The 19,599-nt window shown below is 71.5% G+C and carries 11 protein-coding genes; 5 read left to right on the top strand and 6 right to left on the bottom strand.

Going from position 1 to position 19,599, the window contains the following annotated elements; translation table 11 throughout:
* Positions 1 to 25: 25 nt before the first annotated feature.
* A complete protein-coding gene (locus OHA86_RS35375; protein ID WP_329181972.1) occupies positions 26 to 1,483 on the bottom strand; it encodes a ricin-type beta-trefoil lectin domain protein in 1,458 nt (485 codons plus the stop codon).
* Positions 1,484 to 1,644: 161 nt separating this feature from the next.
* Positions 1,645 to 3,972 (bottom strand): sialidase family protein, encoded by a 2,328-nt coding sequence (locus tag OHA86_RS35370; RefSeq protein ID WP_329181970.1) that lies wholly within the window; start codon positions 3,970 to 3,972, stop codon positions 1,645 to 1,647.
* A gap of 1,034 nt (positions 3,973 to 5,006) precedes the next feature.
* On the opposite strand from OHA86_RS35370, the gene OHA86_RS35365 reads away from it, so the two are divergent.
* On the top strand, positions 5,007 to 6,866 hold the full coding sequence (locus OHA86_RS35365) for a cellulose binding domain-containing protein (protein WP_329181968.1): 1,860 nt from the start codon (positions 5,007 to 5,009) through the stop codon (positions 6,864 to 6,866).
* A 1,271-nt stretch (positions 6,867 to 8,137) separates the two neighbouring features.
* A complete protein-coding gene (locus tag OHA86_RS35360; RefSeq protein ID WP_329181966.1) occupies positions 8,138 to 9,058 on the top strand; it encodes a SpoIIE family protein phosphatase in 921 nt (306 codons plus the stop codon).
* 201 nt (positions 9,059 to 9,259) lie between these two features.
* On the opposite strand, the gene OHA86_RS35355 is transcribed toward OHA86_RS35360, so the two are convergent.
* Positions 9,260 to 10,294: a cation diffusion facilitator family transporter gene (locus OHA86_RS35355; RefSeq protein ID WP_329181965.1), complete on the bottom strand. Its 1,035-nt coding sequence runs from the start codon at positions 10,292 to 10,294 to the stop codon at positions 9,260 to 9,262.
* Positions 10,295 to 10,599: 305 nt separating this feature from the next.
* Between OHA86_RS35355 and OHA86_RS35350 the strand changes: the two genes are divergently transcribed.
* Positions 10,600 to 11,139: a VOC family protein gene (locus OHA86_RS35350; RefSeq protein WP_329181963.1), complete on the top strand. Its 540-nt coding sequence runs from the start codon at positions 10,600 to 10,602 to the stop codon at positions 11,137 to 11,139.
* Here OHA86_RS35350 and OHA86_RS35345 read toward each other — a convergent pair.
* Both OHA86_RS35345 and OHA86_RS35340 read right to left on the bottom strand, forming a co-directional pair.
* Positions 11,117 to 11,911 (bottom strand): putative Ig domain-containing protein, encoded by a 795-nt coding sequence (locus OHA86_RS35345; protein ID WP_329181961.1) that lies wholly within the window; start codon positions 11,909 to 11,911, stop codon positions 11,117 to 11,119. The two genes, OHA86_RS35350 and OHA86_RS35345, sit on opposite strands and share 23 nt — an antisense overlap.
* 463 nt (positions 11,912 to 12,374) lie before the next feature.
* The gene (locus OHA86_RS35340; RefSeq protein ID WP_329181959.1) at positions 12,375 to 13,460 is read right to left on the bottom strand and encodes an endonuclease/exonuclease/phosphatase family protein; all 1,086 of its coding nucleotides are present in this window, start codon (positions 13,458 to 13,460) and stop codon (positions 12,375 to 12,377) included.
* Between the two features lie 71 nt (positions 13,461 to 13,531).
* Here OHA86_RS35340 and OHA86_RS35335 point away from each other — a divergent pair, with 71 nt between their 5' ends.
* Complete coding sequence (locus tag OHA86_RS35335) at positions 13,532 to 15,178, top strand: hypothetical protein (RefSeq protein ID WP_329181957.1); 1,647 nt, start codon at positions 13,532 to 13,534, stop codon at positions 15,176 to 15,178.
* Positions 15,179 to 15,294: 116 nt separating this feature from the next.
* Here OHA86_RS35335 and OHA86_RS35330 read toward each other — a convergent pair whose 3' ends face one another.
* Positions 15,295 to 17,067: a choice-of-anchor P family protein gene (locus OHA86_RS35330; RefSeq protein ID WP_329181954.1), complete on the bottom strand. Its 1,773-nt coding sequence runs from the start codon at positions 17,065 to 17,067 to the stop codon at positions 15,295 to 15,297.
* 429 nt (positions 17,068 to 17,496) lie between these two features.
* Here OHA86_RS35330 and OHA86_RS35325 point away from each other — a divergent pair, with 429 nt between their 5' ends.
* On the top strand, positions 17,497 to 19,266 hold the full coding sequence (locus OHA86_RS35325) for a beta-propeller fold lactonase family protein (RefSeq protein ID WP_329181952.1): 1,770 nt from the start codon (positions 17,497 to 17,499) through the stop codon (positions 19,264 to 19,266).
* Positions 19,267 to 19,599 lie beyond the last annotated feature (333 nt).

Genomic DNA, 19,599 nt, shown 5'->3' with positions numbered 1-19,599 from the left:
CTGCCGCGGACACTCCTGTGGGCAGCTACTGCCGGGTCCACTTCTGGTTGGCAGCGCCGGTGCAGGTCCACAACTCGGTGAGGGCTCCGTTGGCGGTGGAGCTGCCGGTGACGTCCAGGCACAGGCCGGACTGGACGTTGGTCACGGTCCCGTCGCTGTTGATGTTCCACTTCTGGTTGGTGCCGCCGTTGCAGTCCCAGATGACGACCTTGGTGCCAGCGGAGGTCCCTGAACCGTAGGCGTCCAGGCACTTGCTGCCGTAGACGCGCAGCTCCTTGGCGGAGGTGAGGTTCCACTGCTGGTTGCCGCCGCCGTTGCAGTCCCAGAGGGCGGTTTGGACGCCGTTGGTGGAGGACGCGTTGGGAACGTCCAGGCAGCGGTTGGAGGCGACGCCGCGCAGGGGGCCGGTGTTGCCCGTGTCGGTGCCGCCACCGGGGTTGGTGCCGGTGCCCCAGCCCCACTGGAGACGGTCGAGGCCGGACTGGTTGGTGACGCTTGTGGAGAGGTTGGTGCCGGTGCCGTTCAGTGAGGTGATGGCGCAGGAGGCGTTCTCACAGGGGCCGGGGCCCTGGGTCTGGTTGGTCTGCTTGACCCCGGTCCACAGGACGGAGCCCATGCCGAGGCTGCGTACGGTGTCGGTGATGGCGTAGAGGTAGGACAAATCGTTGTTGCCGTCCTTGGGGCCGTTGTAGTTGACGCCGGTGTTCATGGGGACGCCGAACTCGGTGAGCACGGCGCGGCCGGAGTAGCCGCAGAGATTACCGGTGAAGTCGTTGACCCAGGCGGCCTCGGTGGTGTGCGAGTCGCCGAACATGCCGTAGATGTGGATCGACAGCAGGGTGCCTGACAGCCGGGAGTCAGCGCCGACGGCGCACAGATTCCCGTCCGACCACAGGCCGGGCACAATTACGTGGCCGCGGGACAGGCCGGGATAGCGCGCCAGCCAGTTCGCCTCGAAGTTGGTCAGGTCGGCGGCGCTGTAGCCGTACGGCTCGTTCATGATGTCGAAGTAGAAGTTGGCCTTTGCGCCGTACTTGTTGATCATCGTGTCCCACATCTGGTTGAAGGACGCGGTGTCACTCACCTTCCCGCCCTGCAGCCAGGGGGCGACGATGACGTTCATGCCCAGCGCGGTCGCGGCGTCCAGGGCCGCGGTGTAGCTGTTCCACCAGGACCCCGAGGTGGTCGCCGCGTTGAACCCCAGCCGGACGGTGTTGGCTCCCAGGTTCTGGAAGCCCTTGAGGATGGCAGTGGATTTCGTGTACGTCGTCGCGTAGCTGTCCGACGTCGACAGGCCCACCGGGATGTTCGGGCCCGTGATGAAGTTGTCGTTCGGGTCCGCCCAGTTCACGCCGTGGAACTGGCTGGTCGACGCGGCCGCCGCCGGCGCGGCGTGCGCCGTCGCGCCACCTGCCAGCAGTCCGAACAGCATCAGGGCTGTGGTGACGATTCCGGCGATCAGACGCGGAACTCTGTTGTTCACTGCGATCTCCTTTCAGTAGGGGACGACCGAGGCGTTGCTGTGGGAAAGGGAGGAATGTGAGCGCTAACATTGCGCGACCGTCGGAGGGCACGGTCTGCCCCTGGAGCTCGAACGGCCCAGCAGGCGGCAGTGCTCACCCGCTGGCGGCCGCTCATCGCGTCTCACTCGTGGTCCGATGAATCCCATGAGGAGTGGTGCGGCGGTTTCGACTCCCTGTACGGGTCGCCGTAGATGATGCCGCGGCCGTAGCCGGTGAAGTAGACCCGGCCGTAGGTGTCCGGGTCTCCGGTGAGCACTTCCGGGAGGCCGCCGTACTGGTGGCGGTCGTCGTTGACGCGTACCCAGCTCTTCCCTGTGTCTTCGGAACGGAACAGGCCCCGCTGCCCGTGGACCGTCGCGGCCGCGTACAGCGCCGGGTAGGCCCGGCCGGGGGCGGCCCTGCCGAAGCCGATGTTGTCGGCCTGCTGAACGCTGGACACCTGGGTGAAGGTGGCGCCGGAGTCGGTCGAGCGCCACAGTCCGTAGGAGGTCCAGGAGGCGCCGCCGGCCAGCCAGATGTCGCCCTCACGGCCGGGTACGGCCTTGAAGCGCACTCCCCAGTTGGTCGCAGGCAGGCCTCCTGCGGCGGAGGCGGTGAAGGCGGCTCCGCCGTCGGTGCTCACATAAAAGGTGCCGTTGGAGTAGGCGTAGAACGTCATCGGGTTCACCCGGTCGGAGGCGACGATCGCGTTGGCCGGCACCCCGGCAGCATCGGTCCAGGAGGTCCCGAAGCCGGTCGAGTGGACCACCGGACGGCCCGAGTCGCCCGGCGCCCAGACGAAGCGGCTGCCGTCGGCCGCCGCGGCGATGGTGCCGCCGGAGGTCACTCCGCTGGGTTCGGCCCCCTGGAACCAGGTCGCGCCGCCGTCGGTGGAGAACGCCGCATGGCTGGTGCCGCCGGGGTCGTTGAGGTATCCGGCCCGCACGATGGTCCGCGGGTTGAGTTCCGCGTAGTCGATGCTCGTGGTGGTGCTGAAGACCGGTGAGGTGAAGACCGTCTTCGGCGCTGTGGTGAGGGAGTCGTGGCGGAAGCCGCCCACGTCGCCCATCGCGCTGACCAGTGCGCCGCCCGGCGGCTTGATCAGCCCCTGGACCGCGCCCTCCTCCAGGCCCTCGACGACGGGGGTGATCTCGATGGTGCCGCCGGTGTCCCATGCGGTCAGGTTGCTGGTACCAGCGATACCGGGGCCGCCGTTGAACAGCAGGTGGTCGGAGTCGAACGGGTCGATCTCCATCGCCGAGAGCGCCTGGCCGATCTTGGGAACCAGGATCGGCGGCTCGGATCGCGTCCCCATGGTGTACCAGGGCGTGGCGGTGATGTCGAAGTCGTAGCGCAGTTTGCGGTCGGGGTACCCGTCCCAGTCCCAGATGCGGGTCCAGGTCGCGCCGAAGTCGGTGCTGCGGAAGATGATTCCGTCCGGCCACCATGAGACCTGCGTGCCGACCATGAGGGTGCCGGGGTGATGCCGGTCGATGGTCAGGCCGGAGTAGCCGAAGTAGTCGTCGCCGCTGGAGGACGGGATCGGACTGATCCGGTTCCACCCGCCGCTGGTGGCGTCGAACTTCCACACGTCGCCCTTGCCGCCGCCGAACGGGCCGATGTCGTCGCTGGTGGCGACATACAGCAGGTGGTTGTCCGGATCGACGACACCCCTGTGTGGCAGGTAGCCCGTGGGTGCGCCAGGCAGCGGCGCCCAGGTGGTGCCGCCGTCGGTACTGCGGTACACGGGATCGTCCCTGTCGGCGACACCCACGTAGATGGTCTGGGTGGTCCTTCCCCGGCGACCGGTGGACGTGTCGAAAGTTACCCACACCAGGCCCGGGTCCTCGGTGGTACCGGACGTCTTCGGGTCGTCACCGGAGTTGGGGAATGCCGTCACCTGTCCCCACGTCACGCCGCCGTCGGTGCTGCGCCACAGGCCGTGCCCGGTGGGCGCGCCCAGATACAGGACGCGATCGTTGTTGGGGTCCACTGCCAGCCGCTCGCCCATGCCGCGACCGTTCATGTTGCCGCCCAGGGTGAACGGGAGGACCGTGGCCTGCCAGGTGGCGCCCTTGTCGCACGAGCGCAGGACGGCGCCGTTGTTGGGGTCGACACCGTTGGTGTACATACCCACCGCGGCCCACACCTTGGCCGGGTCGGACGGGCTGGCGGCGATGCTCGCCACCCCCATGTAACCCCAGTGGTCCCAGTCCACCCAGTCAAGCAGGGGCTGCCACGTACCGGTCGCGGCATTCCAGCGGTACATGCCGCCCACGTCGGTACGGGTGTAGGCCAGGCCTTTCTGAGCCTGGCTGAAGACGATCCCCGTCACGAAGCCGGTGCCGCCGATGGTGACGTTCCTGAACGTGTACGGCTCCGAAAATGACGGGTGCCGGCCCGGTGCGGCCGCGGCTGCCCGCGGCGCCCAGACCGCGGCCGTCGCGGGAACGCTCAGTAACGCCGCCATCAGACGCCTACGGCTGACACCTGCACCTGCCACGGGCTCCTCCTCCAGATTCGGGCCGCGGGTCAGACCTGCCGCGGATACCTGCCAAGCCGGCCCGTCTGCGGCGACGGTCGCCCGCGACGACTATGGGAGCGCTCCCATTCAGGACGGTAGTGAGTCCGAACCCGTTCCACAAGGCTCCTGTCACCGTGAGCCTCCGGCAGGCGCGCCTCCACACACCCGTACGCCTCCGCGTCCCGAATCGCTCGGAAGCGGACCCCGCCGAGGGGCTCTTTCGGCCTGACGGGCCTGGCGCAGCAAGGGGGTTGACACCGCATACCCCGGGGCGCAGAGTGCCGTAGTCGGCGCTGACCCGTTTACCGCACACTGTGCGTGCGGCATCGTGTTAGCGCTAACGCCCTCGCGCCGCCCTTGCCCACCCCCCACTGCAAGGAGAAGTCCGCGTGAACACCCGAGACCCGCGCCCGCGCAGAGATCGCACCGCGCGATATCCAGTCGGCCCGTGTCCGCCGGGGCAGCCCTCGCCGAGGGTGTCACCGTGCGAGCCGGCCTCGCACGTCCCCGGCTGAGAGCACACCCGCACGGAAGCCACCCTCCTTCCGCGTGTCACCGGTGACTGTGGTGTCCGGCAGAACGGCCGCTGCGGGCCATCGGCTCGGATGCCGCAGCCGCCTTTCGCCGTCACTGCCTCTCGTCATCACCGCGTGCGGAACTCTGGCGGGCTGATCACCGGCACGGCATGCGCAGGATCTCCACCTACGCCAAGCCTTGCGGACCCGGACCATGGCACCGGCACCGTTCAAGGCTGCGACGTCGCCGCCGGACGGCAGCTGTTGCCACCGCATCAGCCCCCTCCGCGCCGCGCAGTCGGTTCGGCCTGCCCCGACGAACGAACGCCTGCGAACCGTCAGCACCCTGACATCGCCTTTCCTCCGAAGGCACCAGATGGCGGCCTCTTGGGACCGGACGCGGGAGTCCGGACCCGCCCGACCGTCTTTTCGAAGCTCCACCGACTCGACATTCCGGAGGAACCCGTGCGCAGATCCGCGCGCCTTTTCCGTCACCCCGTCCTGCTGGCCGCTGCGGGCGCCTTCGCGCTCTTGGGGACAAGCCTGGGGATGATCCCCAACGCCTCGGCCGCCGCCACCGCGACGATCTCGGTAAAAGCCGACACGAAGCTCGCAACGATCCCGGCCACCGGCGTCGGCACCAACGTCGCGGTCTACGACGGAAACATGAACGGCTCCGCCATCCCCGGACTGCTCAGCGCGGCAGGCATCAAGACCGTGCGCTACCCGGGTGGCTCCTACGGCGACATCTACCACTGGCAGACCAACACCACCGAGGGCGGCTACGTCGCCCCCGACACCGACTTCGACACCTACATGGGCACGGTGAAGGCCGCCGGCGCCCAGCCCATCATCATCGCCAACTACGGCTCGGGCACCCCCCAGGAAGCCGCGGACTGGGTCCGGTACGCCAACGTCACCAAGGGCTACGGAGCGAAGTACTGGGAGATCGGGAACGAGGTCTACGGCAACGGCGAGTACGGCTCCAATTGGGAGACCGACAAGCACTCCAGCCACAGTGCCACGACCTACGCGACCAACCTGCTGCAATACGCCTCCGCCATGAAGGCCGTGGACCCGACCGTCAAGATCGGTGCGGTGCTGACCACTCCCGGAAGCTGGCCGGACGGCATCACCGGCCCCGGTGACACACAGGACTGGAACCATACTGTGCTGTCCATCGCCGGGTCGAAGATCGACTTCGTCATCGTGCACCACTACCCCAACGCCACCAGCGCACCCGACCTGCTGGGCAGGCCGCACGCCGAGATCCCCGGCATGGCAAGCACGCTGCACTCACTGATCAAGCAGTACGCCGGCTCCAACGCGGCCAACGTGGGTATCGCCGTCACCGAAGCCAACGGCAACTACGACTCGGACACCTCTCCCAGCGGCCTGTTCGCCCCGGACGAATACCTGACGTGGATGGAGAACGGAGCCTTCACCCTCGACTGGTGGGACATGCACAACGGCACCGACTGCAGCAGAATCACCACCGTCGAGGGCGCCACCGACTACAACGACGGCGGAATACTGTCCAGCGGCGCCTCCTGCGAACCACCGCTCAACACCCCGTTCGCCCCCTACTACGGCACCCAGATGATCACCAAGCTGGGCTCACCCGGTGACGCACTCGTGCAGGCGGACAGCTCGGCTTCGCTGGTCACGGCGCACGCGGTGAAGCGGTCGAACGGCGACGTCGACGTCATGCTCATCAACAAGGACCCCGGCAACGCCGCCACCGTGTCCCTTTCCTACAGCGGCTTCACCCCGTCCTCCTCCGCACCCACGGTGTACACCTACGGCAAGAACGCCACCTCGATCACTTCCGCGGCCACGGGAACCGCCGCGTCCCAGACCGTACCGGCCTACGCGATCGTCGTCGTGCAGATGCACCCTGCCACCGGCGGCACCACGGCGGGTGGCACAACCACCGGCGGCAGCACCACCGGCGCGACGACCGGGGGGACGACCACCGGCGGGTCCGCCCAGGGCAGCACCGGCGGCACCTCAACCGGGTGCACGGCGACGTACACCACCACCAACTCCTGGTCCGGCGGCTACCAGGGCGAGGTCAAGGTCACCGCCGGCAGCACCGCCGTCAACGGCTGGACGGTCACCTGGACCCTCGCCGGCGGACAGACCATCACCCAGGTCTGGAACGGCACCCTGACCACCAGCGGAACAACTGCGACCGTCAAGAACGCCTCCTACAACGGCACCCTCTACCCCTCCGCGACCACCACCTTCGGCTTCCTCGCCAACGGCTCGCCCAGCACCCCCACCCTCACCTGCACCAGCACCAGCACCAGCACCAGCACCTGAGAAGGGAGAGCCGCTGGGAGCGGCGCACGAAAGTGGCGCCGGGCAGCTCAGCCGCGACCGAGACGGGAAGTTCCCCGTACTCTTCGACACCATCCTCGCCGGCACCGGGATCGAGGTGGTGCTCAGCGGCATACGAGGACTGTCCCGCCCGCACCACGGGCCGGGCCATCTCGCCTCTCTGTGGAACGCGTGGAGGGGCCCCGGCGCCATATGCGCCGGAGCCCCGAAGGAACTGCTACACCATCTGCCGGCCCTCGTACCGCGCCGGCCTACTGTGTCCGTACCGCCGCAGGGGGGTAGCGGCGTGTGCGGGGATCGCGGTTGCTCGACCGGGGACCACCTCACTATCGATGTCCTGCGGTACCCGGGCTCGAAACGCCTGCCCGGGCGATCCTGATGGCGCGCTTGGGCTCCTCCGTTCTTCCCTCTACTTACCGGTGTCGCGTACTGCTGTGGTTGTGCGTACTGCTCGTACTACTGGTGATGCGAACTGCTGGTGGCCCGCGCTAGCGCCACTCTTCGGCAGCCAGCCCCGTCGCCCGTCCTACGTCTGCTCTGGCTTGGAACCCCACTGCCGAACCTCCCGGTACGCGCGCCCGCAGCCGACGCCTTTACCGAGGTGCTGCTCACGTGACTTCGCTGCTGGGTACTGCGAACTGCACTTGCAGGTACTGCCACTGCTTCAACTGCGGTCCTGCTCACGGCGGCCCCTGATCACTGCGGGCCACCCGGTCCGGCCGTCAGTCCCGTCACCGTCCTGCAACCGCCCTGGCTTCGGAACTCCACCACCGCACCGTTCTGCGTACTTCAACCTCGCGTACTGCTGCCTGGCAGTTCGTCTCTGCCAGGCCCTGCCGATCTCGACTACGAGAGAAACCATACCCACCACGCCGTCGAATGTCTACTCCGGCTGTCATAGATTTTTCGGTGTTCGAGAAAGAGGTAACCTAAGCCGACAACCGGGGGCACGCTCCCTCAAGACGGTCACCGTTCCCCTTCCGGGGCACGCGGCCGCCAGCAGGACCGGTGGGATCAGCGGGGCACGACGTTCGACTCCGGGGGTTGTCATGGAATGCGGCAGTACCGGCATGATCCGGCCCGCGGTCCCGGCGTGCGCCGCCAGGCGCACGCCATGAGCAGCGTGCTGCTGGAGAGTGAGGACGTGGCATGGTTCCGCGACGACCTCACCGGCGCCCGGTTGGCCGCCTCCCGGCTGGCGGTGCGGACCGGGCTGAGTCAAGCACGCCGTCGCCGGGGCGATCGTCCTGCGGGTGGTACGGACCGACGAGCACGCCGGCGTCGAGTTCATGGCCGTGGACAGCGGACCGGGCATGGCGGACGTGGCCGCCGCGATGCGCGACGGCCGCTCGACCGCCGGCACACTGGGCATCGGCCTGGGCATGATCGCCCGTCTCGCGGACACCTTCGACCTCCACTCCGAACCCGGACACGGCACGGTGATGCTGGCACGGTTCTGGCCGTACGACGCACGGTCCAGGCATCGGGGCAGCATCTTTGACCTGCCGGAATCCGTGACAGGAGGAGTGACCCGGCCCATCAGCGGAGGGCAGGAGTGCGGGGACGGCTGGGCAGCACGCGGGAACGAGGCCGGGAGGGCAGCACCCGGGCACCCCCTCCTTGGCGTGGTGCCGCATCCCGGCAGCGGCGCCCCGGACCGGCCGGTGCCGGGGGGCGGGATTCTGGTGATGCTCTGTGACGGGCGCGGCCACGGCCCCCTGGCGAAGACGGCCTCCCAGACCGCGACCCGCGCCTTCCACGCCAGCCGTGGCAGATCGCCCGAAGAGGTCATGAAGGACATCCACCAGGCCCTGCCCGGCACACGGGGCGCCGCGGTGGCCGTGGCACGCATCGAACCCGGCCAGCAACGGGTGCTCTTCTGCGGGGTGGGCGACACCGCAGCGGCGATCGTGACATCCACGTCCAAGACCATCCTGCCCTCGGTGCCGGGAACCGCAGGACACCAGATACGCACCCTGCGCACCTTCACCGAAGCGCTGCCGGCCCGCAGCGCGCTGGTGATGCACTCCGACGGCCTGACCGGGCAGTGGGACCCCGCGGCCCTGACCGGAGTGCTCCAGCACTCCGCGGCCGTGATCGCAGGCCACCTCCTGCGCAGCGCCGGCAAGTACCACGACGACGCCTCCGTCGTCGTCGCCAAGGGCCTGTGGTGAACACCCGGCACAAGCCCCACCGCCCTCATCCATCCCGACCCCACCCGCACCGGCGAGGAGGACCCGCACGCCCTGCCCGCCCACCACCAGGCGGCCTGAACGGGATTTGCGCCGCCGGTCGCCGGCCCGCGCCGCCGGTCGCCGGCCATCTCTCATTGCCCCTCGCCTGCTTTCCTTCGGCGTGATTGAGGGGGTGGCGGGTCAGTGTTCGTGGGGGCGGGAGGTGTGGACGGATCCGTGGGCGTCCTCGCAGTGCCCGTTCCCTTCCTCGGCGCCCGCACCGGTGATCTGCAGCAGATCCGTCGGCTCCTCTCCGACGTGGTCGACCTGCAAGGTGGCGTGGCCGATGCGGTATTCACCCGCGAGGAGCCGCTGCAGGTCGCGGCGAACGGCGTGGCAGTCGCTGCCGGGGGTGACCAGGACGTGGGCGGACACGGCGTTCTGGCCCGACGTGATCTGCCAGACGTGCAGGTCGTGGATCTCCACGACGAGGTCCCGTGCGGCCAGACGGTCGCCGAGCGCGTCGGGGTCGACGCCCGCGGGGGCGGCTTCCAGGAAGACCCGGGCGGAATCGCGGACCAGCCCGTAGCCGGCCCGCAGCATCAGCGCCACGACCAGCAGGGAGGCGATGGCATCCGCGCGGGCGAAGCCGGTGGCCAGCACGATCGCGCCGGCGATCGCGGTGGCGATGAACCCGAACAGGTCGGTGAGGATGTGCTGGTAGGCGCCCTCGACGTTCATGCTGGTGCGGTTGGCCTTGGAGATCGCCCAGGTCGCCGCGAGGTTGACCGCGACCCCGACCAGGGCGGTGGCCAGAACCAGGCCGCCGGTGACGTCGGTCGGGGAGATCAGCCGGTGGATCGACTCATACGCCAGCCACACCGACAGCAGGAGCAGGGTCAGGCCGTTGGCCTGCGCGGACAGAATCTCCACCCGTTTGAGCCCGTAGGTGTAGTGGCCCTTGGCAGGGCGGGCCGCCAGCCGCATCGCGACCAGCGCCAGCACGATCGAGGCGACGTCGGTGAGCATGTGCGCGGCGTCCGAGATCAGCGCCAGGGAGTGGGCGACCGCACCGACGACGACCTCGGCGCACATGAACACCGCGATCAGTACCAGGGCGATCGTCAGCCACCGCCGGTCGGCGTCCGCCGCCACCCCGTGCGCGTGCCCGGAGTGACTGCCTGCGCCCTCGGCGTCGCGGCCGGCGTGGTCGTGGTCGTGGTCGTGGTCGGACAAAGGTCCCCCGTGGATCAGGCGCGCTCGGGTACGGCAGGACGGCCAGTGAACCGCGCCCGACGGGCTTTCGCCAAAGCCTGCAATGGGGACCGTTACCACCTCCGCCTGCGGTGATACCGAAAATCATTGCCGCATTCCGAACGGGTGGCACCTGCCGTCGTTCGGGTGGATTTGCGTGCGCGGCACCGGTTGCACGTTCGTTTGACAGACCTCTAGCGCGGGGTCCGCCGTCATCGAGGACAGAAACCGACCTCGTTCGTTCCTATCGTTGCTGTCCGCGACCGACATCAGCGAAAGGGACCGCGATGCCCGAACAGATCAGCGCAGCACCGAACGGATACACCTCTGTGGCGCCCTGGGTCGTCACCGACGACACGGGGGCATTCCTCGACTTCGTCTCGCAGGCGTTCGGCGGTGAGGAGCTCGGACGGGTGCCGACCGAGGACGGCCTGATCGGTCACGGCGAGATCCGCGTCGGGGACACCGTCGTGCTGGCCTTCGACCGGCACGCCGACTGGCCCGCCGTGCCGAGCCTGCTGCGCGTGTTCGTCGCCGACGCGGACGAGGCGTGCTCCCGGGCCGTCGCGGCGGGCGGCCATGTCGTCACTCCCCTGGCGGACAACGCCTTCGGGCAGCGCGGCGGGCGTGTCAAGGACCCGTTCGGCAATATCTGGTGGGTGGTCGGCTGTGTCGAGGACGTCTCCGAGGAGGAGATGTGGAAGCGGCTGCAGGACCCTGTGTACGCCGAGGCCATGCGGGTGGCTCAGGAGACGCTCGACGCCGAGCTCAGCGGTCGGCGCCATGGGCGCAGCAGCGCGCCCGTCAGGGCGACCGGCGGCCGATGACGGCCGGGGACGCGTGTGCGGGGGCCGTCGCCGATACGGAGGGGCGCGTGGCCGGGGCGGACGCGGGGTTCTTCGTCAGGCGGCCGTCGGCCCCGGTGGTCCCCGAGGCGATCACCGGAGCGCCCGCGCAGCCGCACTCCAGCGCGCTGACCGCGACGCCGGCGAGCGGATGCCCCTGCGTCTCGGTGATCCGGCCGCTGACCCGGCCGGTGGTCGGAGCGGCGCTGCCGGCGTAGACGGTGAGCGTGCCCGGCGCCTGCACGGTGTGGCCCTGCGTGTCGGTGAAGCGCAGGGTGAAGGCGGCCGTGCCCGTGGCGGCCGGGGTCCCGGAGACGGTGTAGCCGGACAACGTCAGCCCCGGCGGCAGTGAACCGCCGGCCAGCGCCCAACTGCCGGTCCTGTGGTCCGCGGTGGTCGGTTGCGTGCTGTACGCGTGCCCGGTGGTGCCGTCCGGCAGCCGCGTGGTGGTGATGACCGGCGGCGACCCGGTCGCGCCGCCCGCGGCCTCGGCCAGCACGGCGGACAGCACGGGGAAGCGGGCGCTGGCGTCCACGTGGACGAAGAGCACGCTGATGTGCAGGGCCGCCTCCGCGGAGAGCGAGAAGCCGAGGGTCCACCACGGGCTGTCGAGCGGCGCCGACAGGGCGATGTCGCTGTCGCCGAGCGCCTCCTGGAGTCCGGCCGGCCGTACCGCGGCGACCGTGGCGCCCGAGTCGTCGGTGCTGACGGAGGTGACCTGGACCAGCAGGCCCTGCGGAGTGCTCGGCGTCACCCCGGAGGCGATGATCTGACCGACGTGCGGGGCGGTGGCGCCCGGTGCGACGGTGACCTGCTCGGGGCCGTCGGGCCCGTTTCGTCACCGCGCTGATCGTCCCGTCGGGGGCGGTCACGGTGCAGGCCGGGGTGTGCACGTCGCCGATGAAGTAGCCGGACAGGTCCACCACGACGGCCACGTCACCGGCGTGGTTGAGGACGTTCACCGCGCCGTCGACCCCCGGCCCCGGCGGCGCATGTCGTACGCGGGCCTGGTGGCGACGGACGCGCGGCGCTCGCGGGAAGCCTGTGGGCGGTGGGCGGGGCGGCCGGTGGGCGGATGTCGCCTCCGGCCACGTCGCCGCGCAGGGGCGGGAGTTCTCTCAGCCACGTACGCGGATCGTCGTACAGGTACACGCCCTCGCCGTCCGCCGGCGGCGGACGGCGACGATGCGGTGGAGAGCCTTCGGTGCGGGGTCGGGTCAGCCTGTCGTGACGGATGCTGTGGCGAGCATGGGCAAGTGGTCCGACCAGGCGGACAGGGATGTGTCGGTCTGCACCTGGCACGCGGTGAAGGCGGCCTTGGAGAAGAGGTAGTCGTACTTGCGGTCGGCGCGCACGGGAGGGCTCGCGGAGTCCCACATCGTGCCCGAGCCCTTGCGGGCCGTGCCGCTCGGGCCCTGTTCGCACTCGTGGTAGCTCGCGTACAGGGGGGCCAGGATGCCGCTGTCGGTGCCGCTGCCCGGGTCGTCCGGCGGGCGGGTGTTGAAGTCGCCGCCGAAGACGGTGTCATGGCCGTCCCCGACGATCTCGCCGAGCCGCTGGACCTGCTCGGCCCGGTAGGAGAAGCCGGCGCGGGGGTCGTAGTCCTCGCCCTTGGGGGTGAGGTGGCTGGTGCAGAACCGGACCGGGGTGCCGGTGGTGCGGCGTACGCAGAGCGCCTTGAGGAAGAGCCCGGCCTTCGGCGAGTGCAGGTCGAACTCCTCGCGTCCGCCGAAGGTGCCCTTCACCGCGATCGCGATGCCCTGCACACCCACCAGCTCCGCCCCGCGGCAGCGGAAGTCGGAGGTGGCGGACGGGTTCGCGTAGCGCGGCGGGTACTCGACGGTGGTACCGCCCGCGCCCGGCATCGTGCTGCCGAACCGGTCCTCGGCGGGCCGGCCGTAGGGCACGAAGGCGACGGTCCAGCCGCTGCCGAGCTTCTCGCCCAGCAGGGTCACCTCGCTCTTGACGGCGGTCTTGCCGCTGTCGACCGCGTGGTTGTTCTCGGTGTCGTTGCCGCAGACCTCCTGCAGGAAGACGGCGTCGGCGGTGCGGCTCGCCGCGAGGTTCGCGACCTGGGTCATCAGCTGGTCCGGCTGGTTGCGGGCCGGGCAACTGCCGCTCTCCCCGCAGATGTTCCAGGTCAGCACGCGCACACTGCTCGTGGTGGCGCCCGCGCTCACACCGCGCGCCGCCCTCTCGTCACGGGATTCCCCGGACGCCGCGGAGTGCACCACCGCGCCCGTGCAGACCAGCGCTGCCGCGGCCACCGCCGCCAGCACGGCGCCGAGTTGACGACGTATCACTTTGCCTCCCCGTGCCCTGAACGTCACCCGGAGTATAAGGTATCTCCGAACGGATGATCGAAGGGGGACTCGTGGCAGATTGGATGAAGGCCGCTCGCGGGCACCACTGGGCGATGGCCCTGGTCCTGACGATGGCGGCGACCGCGGTGGTGGCGGCGGAGCCGGCCGGGGCCACCGTCACGGCCCGGACCCGCAGCACGGATGTGAACGGCGACGGCGTCGGTGACGTCGTGGTGGCCTCGTCCGCGCGGCTGACCCGCTGGTCCGACCCCGCGGTGGGGGCGGCGGACCTCGGCGGCTCCGTCTACCTCCTGCCCGGCGGCGCCCCCGGCGCGCGGCCGGCCGCCGCCGTGGTGAGCCAGGACAGCGCGGCGTCGGTCCCCGGCAGCTCCGAACTCGGCGACACCTTCGGCCAGTCGGTCGCCACCGGCGACTTCGACGGCGACGGCAAGGCGGACGTCGCGTTCGGCAATCCGCACGAGGCGATCGGCACCGCCCCCGACACCGGCGCGGTGACCGTCCAGTACGGCCAGAGCGCCGCGCCCTACCTGGGCGCAGGCACGGGCGGGCTCACCTGGATCGACCAGAACGCCGACGGGATACCGGGCGACAACGAGGCCGAGGACCTGTTCGGCACCAGCCTGATCACCGGCTACTTCAACAACGACGACTACGCCGACCTCGCCGTCGGCGCGCCGGGCGAGGCCGTCGGGACGGCGTTCGAAGCGGGCCGGGTGACCGTCCTGTACGGCGGCCCCACCGGCCTCACCGCCACTGGAGCGCAGTCGTTCGACGGCACGGTGGCCGGCGCCGCCGAGCCCTTCGACCACTTCGGGGCCTCGCTCGCCGCGGCCGATCTGCGGGGCGACGGCCGCGACGACCTGGCCGTGCTCGCCTCCGGCGAGGCCATCGGCGGGGTCGACGCCGCCTGGGGGGCCGCGATCGTCCTGACCGGCACCGCGAGCGGGCTGTCCGCCGCCTCCCCCGCGGTGGTCAACGTCGGGAGCACCGGCACGTCCGGCCATGTCCGGGCTCTGGTGGCCGGCCGGTTCACCGGGTCCGGCTACGCCGATCTCGCGCTGTGCGCCGACCAGTTGCGCGGCGCCGCGCCCGGCTCGGGCGCCGTCGTGGTGGCCCCCGGCGGTACGACCGGCGTCGGCGGCGCACCCGTGGTCGCCCTGCCCGCTCCTGCGGTGTCCGCCGGCGCCCTGTGGGGCGGGTCGCTCGCAGCGGGCGACGTGAACGGCGACGGGCGCGACGAACTCGCGGTCGGCGCGCTGCGCGGCGCGGGCGGCAAGGGCAGCGTCACCGTGTTCGTCGGCGACCCGGCGGGCCTCACCGCACGGCCGAGCGCCACCTTCACCGAGGATTCGGCCCCGCTGTCGGCCACCGCCAAGCCGGGCGAGGGCTTCGGCTACGCAGTCTCCCTCCAGGACCACACCGGCGACGGCCACGCGGAACTGCTGGTGAGCGCTCCGTGGGAGGACGGCACGGCACCCGTGGCGCGGACCTCCACCACCGGGTCGGAGCTGTTCGAACTGGGCCTGGCCGTCCCGGCGTCGGGCCCGCCGACCCTCGCCTCCGCCCTGGCCACCGTCCGCCAGACCCCCTCCGCCTTCGGCCCGGGCGGTGTGGGCCTGGCGGGTGGCGCCACCGTTCTGACGGAGAACGGCATCGAGCCCTCGCCCTGGCTGGACCGGCTGCCGCCGTTCGACTAGGACGAAGGCCTTGCGGCCGGGCGTGGAGCGGATGTGCCACCTCCCGCGGGGCAGCGGCGGTCCGGGACGGCCGTTGCCCCGGCCGGGGCCGGGGCAACGGGGTGGTGGGCTTCGGGTCAGGGGGTGGGGCAGGGGCCGGGGGTGCGGGTGAGGGAGGCTCGGGTGCCGCCGATGACGATGTCGGTGCCGTCGGCGAGCCGTACGTGGATGGCGTTGACGACGATGCCCCGGCCGTCGCCGTAGACCACTTGCTCGTTGAGGGTGACCGTGCCGAGTTGCGGGAACGTGATCACGGTGTTGGGCGCCGGGTCGGCGGCGGTCCTGGTGTTGCCGATGTGCGCCCCGGCCAGTGTGGTCGAGCCGGTCACCGTCACCGTGCCGAGGGCGCCTGGCGCGCTCGCGGTGGCGGTCGCGGTGGCCTGGTCGGCGCTGACCAGGCCGCCGAGGAAGTGCAGCCCGCTCACGGTGGCCGTCGCGGTCGCGGTACGGCCGCTGCCCGTACCGGCGATGCCCGCCGCGTGCGTGGAGGCGGAGGTGAAGGAGCCGGTCGAGGAGCCGACATGGGTGTCCGGCAGCCCGGCGTCGTCGGTCGCCGGGTCCTCGGTGCAGGTGACGTCGGAGGGCGCGAGCGGCGCCCCCGGCGCGGCCGTGACGACCTGTGCGTGCGCGTCCATGAGCAGCGCCACGAGCGTCACCGACGTGCAGCCGGGCGGGTCGACGCCGCGCAGGACGGTGGTGTCCGCCGCGCACAGGGTGTACGTGCCGCTGCGGGCCGAGGTCGCGCGGACCTGGATGGTGCACGACGCCTGACCGGCCGCGAGGTCGCCGCCGGAGGTGATGCCGTGTCCACCGGGGCTGATCGTGACCGTGCCCGAGCCGCACGTGGTGGTCGCGGCCGACGGGTCGGTGACGACGAGGCCGGGCGGCAGCTGCTCGGTGAAGGACCAGCCCCGTTTCGCCGCCTCCTCCGCGGTATTGGTGACGGTGAAGGTCAGCGTGGTGTCGTCACCGACCGCCACGAGGCCGGGGTCGAAGTTCTTGCTCAGCTGCGGAGTGGCGTCCAGCAGGCGGAGGTTGTCGATCGCCGCGTCGTTCCCCGTGCCGCTGGGCTGCGCGTTGACCAGGCGGACGCCGGCGGACGGGCCGGAGAACAGCACGGCGTCATTGCCCGCGTACGTGCCGACGGCCGTGCCGTCGTCGGTGGTACGCCCGGGATTCGCGCACGCGTCGATCGGATCGGTGAAGGCCGGGACGGCCCGGTCGCCGTCGAGCAGCGAGAACTGGAGCAGCGGGTGGGCGGCGAAGCAGTTGGCCGCGGCCACGTCCACGGAGAACGTCAGGAAGCGGTTCGCCGCCTGCAACGGGACGGGTTTCACCGTCTCCAGCTGCACCTTTCCCGCCCCCGGGTTGCCCGCGGTGTACGCGGTGACGGCGTGGTTGGCGGCCGGGTCGTTCCCGGCCCACGCGCCCAGCGCCGACGCCATGGTGCGCAGCCTCGGCCAGGATGTGCCGCACGCGCTGCCGGCCGGGGCGGTCGCGGGGTCGGCCGCCGAGACCAGCCAGCCGTTGCACTCGGTCAGCCAGGCCGGGTCTGCGGTGTAGGTCTCGGCGAGCGGCGGAGCGCCGGTGTAGCCGGTCAGCAGCCGCGGGCCGCCCGGGTCGTCCTCGAACCCCTCCTGGAACAGCACAGCCGGGGGGCGGGGCGCCTCCGCCGCGGCCCCGGGGGCACGCGTGGAAGCGGCGGTCGCGTGCGGGGCGGAGGCGGGTACGGGTGAGGCGGCGGCGGGTACGGCGGCGGCCAGTGCCGCCGCGAGTACCAGGGCGGCCGCCGCGGTGGCGCGCCGGGACGGTAACGACCGGTGCGGTCGGGCCTGCGGAAGTCTGAGCACGGTTTCCTCTCGTCGAAAAATCCCCGTGGTGGGGGTCGCGGCGGCTGCCGTCCGCCTCAGGGACCCCGGCGGACGGCAGCCGCCGCCCCGGTGGCGGGGGCGTACCGGGCGGCCCCGGCCGGGGCGCCGCAACCTGCGTCCCGGCCGTAACACCGGCAGCCAGTCTGCTGACGCGCGGGGCCTGCGGCAGGAGCGCACAGCGAGGACAACGTGGCGTGCGCCCCGCGCACGCGGAGCAGCGGCGCCCCCCGCCGCGACGGGCTCCCCTCACGCCGTCCGGCTGCTCCGGAGCGCCAGCCGGGACCCCCGTGATCCTCCGCGGCCGGCGCTCCCACCCGATCGGACATCGGAGCGGTCGCGGGGTCGGAAGCCGTGGGACAGCCAGGCGGGCCGGCCGCCGCAGGTGCAGAGCGCCACCCGCGTGGTGACGTGACCATCGGCGGCAACGACGTCGGCTGCCTGGGCAGCGTGTTCGCGTCCACCTGCCGGGCCTCGGGCGGCACCACATGCGCGGGCCTGGACCGGAACGCGATCAACCGGACCTTCGGTGTGCCGGCCGGAGGGATCGAGAACGTCGTCAACGCCGTCCGCGGTGCCTCGCCGCAGGCCCACGTCCACCTGGTGGACTACTTCACGATCCTCCCGGACTCCGGCGCCTGCGCCGACGTGCCGCTGACCGCCGACCAGTTGGCGTTCGAGCGCGGCATCGCCTCGCGGCTCGCGACCGCGACGTCCACGGCGGCGACCGCCACGGGGGCGACCCGGCCGGGCGGCGGCGGACCGGTCGGCGTACCGCCTGTCACACCTTCATCTCTGCAGCACCCTTGCCACAGACCAATGGTCCAGGCCAAGCTCTCAAGGGAAGCTACGAGGTCGCGACGCGGCCATGGCGGACCTGGAAGGGTGCGGGAGATGGACGACAACGGCATGTCCGGCCCCGGCGGCGAGAGCGGGGCGTCCCCCGTGGGAGCCGCCGGGGACGGCGCAAGGGGCGGCGGCGCCTGTCCCGCGTCGCCGCGCCGGCGTGCGCTGCTCGCCGCCGGCGCGGGCGCGGTCGTCGCGGGGCTCGCGGGAGCCGCCTCCGCCGGGGCCGAGTCCGCGCGGGCCGCGGACCGGACCGGCGCCAAACCCGCTCCGAGCAGGACGCCCTCGGCGGCCGGCCCGCGTCCCTTCTACATCGGGACGTACACCTCCAGCTCCGGCCAGGGCGTCGGCCTGGCGACGTACAACCCGCAGACCGGGGCGATCACCGCGACGGGCACGGTCGCCGGTGTGGCGAACCCGTCCTTCCTGGCCGTGTCCGGCACGCACCTCTACGCCGTGAACGAGCAGTCGAGCGGCAAGGTGACCGCCGTATCGATCCCCGCGGGCAGTGCGCCCCGGGTGCTGAACTCGCAGAGCACCGGAGGGTCGGGGCCGTGCCACCTGTCCGTGCACCCGGGCGGCCGGCACCTGCTGAGCGCGAACTACGACTCCGGGAGCGTCGCCGTCCACCCGATAGCGGCGGACGGCAGCCTTCAGGCACGTTCCGGCTTCGTCCAGCACACCGGTTCCGGGCCCGACCCGGACCGGCAGTCCGGCCCGCACGCGCACCAGGTGCTGTCCGACCCGCAGGGCGGGTTCGTCCTGTCCGTCGACCTCGGCACGGACACGGTCTACACCTCGCGCCTCGACACGGCGACCGGGAAGCTCACGGCAGTATCGCAGGCGAGCGTCCAGCCGGGCTCAGGACCTCGCCACCTCGCCTTCCACCCATCGGGCCGGTTCGCCTACGTGGCCTGCGAGTTGGGCAACTCCGTCATCGTCTGCGGCTACGACCCGGCGACCGGCACCCTCACCCCCGGACTCCCCCAGCCCACTGTCCCGCAGGGCGCGCCGCCCACCGAGCGCAACTACCCCGCCGAGGTCGCCGTCTCCGGCGACGGCCGGTTCGTGTACGTCTCCAACCGCGGCGCCAACAGCATCGCCCGCTTCTCCGTCGGCGGCTCCGGCGCGTCCCTGGCACTCCTCGACACGGTCCCCGCCGGGGGCGCCTACCCTCGCCACATCAGCCTCGACCCCACCGGCACGCTGCTCTACGCGGCCAACCAGAACTCCGGCACCGTGACCGTCTTCCACCGCGACACCGGCACCGGGGCGCTCACCGCCGCCGGATCGCCGTTCGCGACACCGAGCCCGGTGTGCGTACTGGCCCGGTAGGCCTCAGCAGGCCCCGGCAGGCGTCCGCCCGGGCGGACGATGAGGGCACCTCCCCCGGCCGGTTCAGCCGCGGCTCGGGTCCTGGGGGCCGACCCCGCGGTGAACGCGGCGCTGCAGCCTGACGTGTCCCGCCGCCGGCGGCCCCTGCCGCAGGGGAACCGGGGCGGGCCCGTGGCATGTCCTTCATGGCGTCCGAACGCACACGGACCGCACGGGTCGAGGTGAGGATGAAAATGAAGCGACTGCCGACGAGGTGCCTGACCGCAGTTCTGTCCACTGTCATCGTGATGGCCGCCCTGGCGGGGTGCTCCAGCGACAAGCGGGGGACGGGGG

The sequence above is a fragment of the Streptomyces sp. NBC_01477 genome, assembly GCF_036227245.1.
Lineage (GTDB): Bacteria > Actinomycetota > Actinomycetes > Streptomycetales > Streptomycetaceae > Actinacidiphila.
Note: the sequence above shows the minus strand (reverse complement) of the source record. Positions and strands in the feature narration are given on the sequence as shown.

Excerpts from the sequence above, each read along its gene's own strand:
- OHA86_RS35370 (WP_329181970.1), bottom strand. The coding sequence starts at position 3,972 with ATGGCGGCGTTACTGAGCGTTCCCGCGACGGCCGCGGTCTGGGCGCCG.
- OHA86_RS35350 (WP_329181963.1), top strand. The coding sequence starts at position 10,600 with ATGCCCGAACAGATCAGCGCAGCACCGAACGGATACACCTCTGTGGCG.